The organism is Methylobacterium sp. WL103 (assembly GCF_008039885.1).
In the GTDB taxonomy this organism is placed as follows: Bacteria; Pseudomonadota; Alphaproteobacteria; order Rhizobiales; family Beijerinckiaceae; genus Methylobacterium; species Methylobacterium cerastii.
This window is the reverse complement of the sequence record NZ_VRUX01000555.1, coordinates 1-2,757: the sequence shown is the minus strand read 5'-3', so window position 1 is coordinate 2,757 and position 2,757 is coordinate 1. Positions and strand designations below refer to the sequence as shown.

The following is a 2,757-nucleotide window of genomic DNA, read 5'->3' as shown; positions in this document are numbered from 1 at the left end:
GGCTCAAGCTCGTGGTGCATCCGCTGCTGGCCTACGGCCTCGCCCGCGCCTTCGGCCTGCCGCCGCTCCTGCTCCACACCGCCGTGCTGATGGCGGCGCTGCCGACCGGGACCGGGCCGTTCATGCTCGCCGAGTTCTACCGGCGCGAGGCCGCCGTGACCTTGAACGTCGTGCTGGTCTCGACGGTCGTCTCGATCCTCACCGTCTCGGGCTACCTCGCCGCCATCCGCTGAGCTGTGGCCGCACCGCAACGCCCAGCCCGGGAGCGACGCCCGGCCATCGATCTCGTCTTGTTATGATGTTACATTCACGCAATGTAACATCATAACGTGATCTGACGGGGCGTGATGCGAAGCGGGCAAGGGATACTCCAAGGGACGCTTCAAGAGACGGTCCAAGCGACACTGTGGGCGGCGCTTCTGGGCGTCGGCCTGCTGCCGGCGGCGGCGCGTGCGCAGGATGCGGTCGCCCTATCCGAGCTCAGCGTCACCACGGCGAGCCCGATCCAGCCCGGTCCGAAGGCGCCGCCGGATGCGAGCCTGCCGGCCGGCATCCTGCCGGTGGCCGTCGACACCTTCTCGCCGGTGACGGTGGTGACGCGCGACCAGATCGCCCGCGAGCAGCCGCGCACCCTCGGCGACGCGCTGATGGACCGGCCCGGCATCTCGGCCTCGACCTACGCCCCGGGCGCGGCCAGCCGCCCGATCATCCGCGGCCTCGACAACAGCCGGGTGCGAATCCAGGAGAACGGCGTCGGCATCCAGGACGTCTCGGAACTCGGCGAGGACCACGGCGTGCCGATCAACCCGCTGGTCTCCGACCGGATCGAGGTGATCCGCGGGCCGGCGACCCTGCGCTACGGCAGCCAGGCGATCGGCGGCGTGGTCTCCTCCGAGAACAACCGCGTGCCGACCTTCATCCCGCCGCGGGGCTATGCCGGCCAGGTCACCACCGGGTATTCCAGCGTCGACAACGGCCGGCTCGTGGCCGGCACGGTCGACGCGGGCTCGGAGAACGTCGCGGTCCACGCCGACGGCTTCAGGACCGGGGCCGACAGCTACGACACGCCCGCCGGCCTCCAGGCGAACTCCGCCAACCGCTCGCAGGGCGGCGCGGTCGGCATCTCGGCGATCGGCGACCGCGGCTTCGTCGGGATCTCGTTCAGCCACTACGACGCGCTCTATCAGATCCCAGGCGGCGAGGCGGCCGACAGCCGCACGCGCCTGAACCCGAACCAGGACCGGGTGCTGGCCCGCGGCGAGTATCGGCCGCTCGAAGGACCGTTCGAGGTGATCCGGTTCTGGGCCGGCGGCTCGGTCTACAAGCACCAGGAGATCGGCCTCGGCGAGGACGGGATCGACGGGGTGCAGGCGACCTTCAAGAACCGCGAGGCCGAGGGCCGCGTCGAGCTGCAGCACGTGCCGGTCTTCACCGCCCTCGGCACGCTGACCGGCGCGCTCGGCCTCCAGGCCGGGCGGCGCGAGATCGGGACCTCGGGCGAGGCGGGCACCCTGCTGGCGCCGACCGATTCCCGGTCGAACGCCGCCTACCTGTTCGAGCAGCTCGACATCGGCCACGGCCTGCGCTTCCAGGCAGCCGGGCGGATCGAGGGCGACCGCTCCACCGGCACGGCGACGCGGTTTCCGGGAGACTACCTGCCGGTGGCGGGCGAGGACCCGCTGGCCTTCGGCCGCCGCCGCCGGTTCGCGCCCAAGAGCCTCAGCTTCGGCGCCCTGCAGGACCTGCCCTACGGCTTCGTCGCGAGCCTGAACGGGTCCTACGTCGAGCGCGCGCCCACCGCCTTCGAGCTGTACTCGCGGGGGGCGCACGACGCGACCGCGACCTTCGAGATCGGCGATCCCGACCTCAGGAAGGAGCGGGCGCGCACCGTCGAGGCCAGCATCCGCCGGGCGGAAGGGCCGCTGCGCCTCGACGCGACGGGCTACGTCACCCGCTACACCGGCTTCATCTACAAGCGCGAGACCGGCACGCGCTGCGGCGACGCCTTCGCCTCCTGCGGCTCGGACGACGACCTGCAGCAGATCGTCTATTCGCAGCGCAACGCCACCTTCTCCGGCGCCGAAATCGGCGCGCAGCTCGACCTGATCCCGGTGGGCGACGGCTGGGCCGGCCTCGACGCGCAGTACGACTTCGTCCGCGCCCAGTTCGACGACGGCACCTACGTGCCGCGGATCCCGCCCCACCGGGTCGGCGGAGGCGCGTTCGTGCGGGCGGACGGGTGGTACGCCCGCGTGTTCCTGCTGCACGCCTTCGCCCACACCGAGGTCGCGCCGCTGGAGACGACGACGCCGGGCTTCGACGACCTGCGCGCCGAGGTGAGCTACACCCGGCCCCTCGACCCGGCCGTCTACGGCGCCAGCGCGGTGACGCTGGGCGTCGCCGGCCGCAACCTCCTCGACGACCGCATCCGCAACTCCGCGTCGTTCAAGAAGGACGAGATCCTGCTCGCGGGCCGCAACGTCCGGGTGTTCCTGACCGCACGGTTCTGATCTTGGGGACGCAAGCGATCCCCGCCCGGCGACGCCTCAGCGCCGGGGCCTGTCGGGGGAGGCCGGCTTCGGCTTGGGCGCCGGCAGGTCCACGGCGCCGGCCGTCGTCCACTGGCACACCGCGGTGCCCTGCAGGGCGAGGCAATCGTACTGCGCGCCGCCGAGCGCGACGTGGTCGGCCAACGCCGCGACCCGGTCTCGCGGGTACGCCGTGCAGCCGAGGTGCTCGGCCTTGGCGTCGGCCAGG

At 72.3% G+C, this 2,757-nt stretch carries 2 protein-coding genes and 1 pseudogene; 2 read left to right on the top strand and 1 reads right to left on the bottom strand.

Going from position 1 to position 2,757, the window contains the following annotated elements:
- On the top strand, positions 1-233 hold a 233-nt coding region (locus tag FV222_RS22230; RefSeq protein WP_187277421.1), incomplete at its 5' end, for an AEC family transporter.
- Positions 234-347: 114 nt separating this feature from the next.
- Positions 348-2,510 (top strand): TonB-dependent receptor, encoded by a 2,163-nt coding sequence (locus FV222_RS22225; RefSeq protein ID WP_147752529.1) that lies wholly within the window; start codon positions 348-350, stop codon positions 2,508-2,510.
- A gap of 36 nt (positions 2,511-2,546) precedes the next feature.
- Here the strand turns inward: FV222_RS22225 and FV222_RS29955 are convergent.
- Positions 2,547-2,757 (bottom strand): annotated as a pseudogene (locus tag FV222_RS29955) (hypothetical protein); the annotation flags it as partial.

Bases quoted from the DNA above. Each gene is read 5' to 3' on its own strand.
- FV222_RS22225 (WP_147752529.1), top strand. From the start codon at position 348: ATGCGAAGCGGGCAAGGGATACTCCAAGGGACGCTTCAAGAGACGGTC.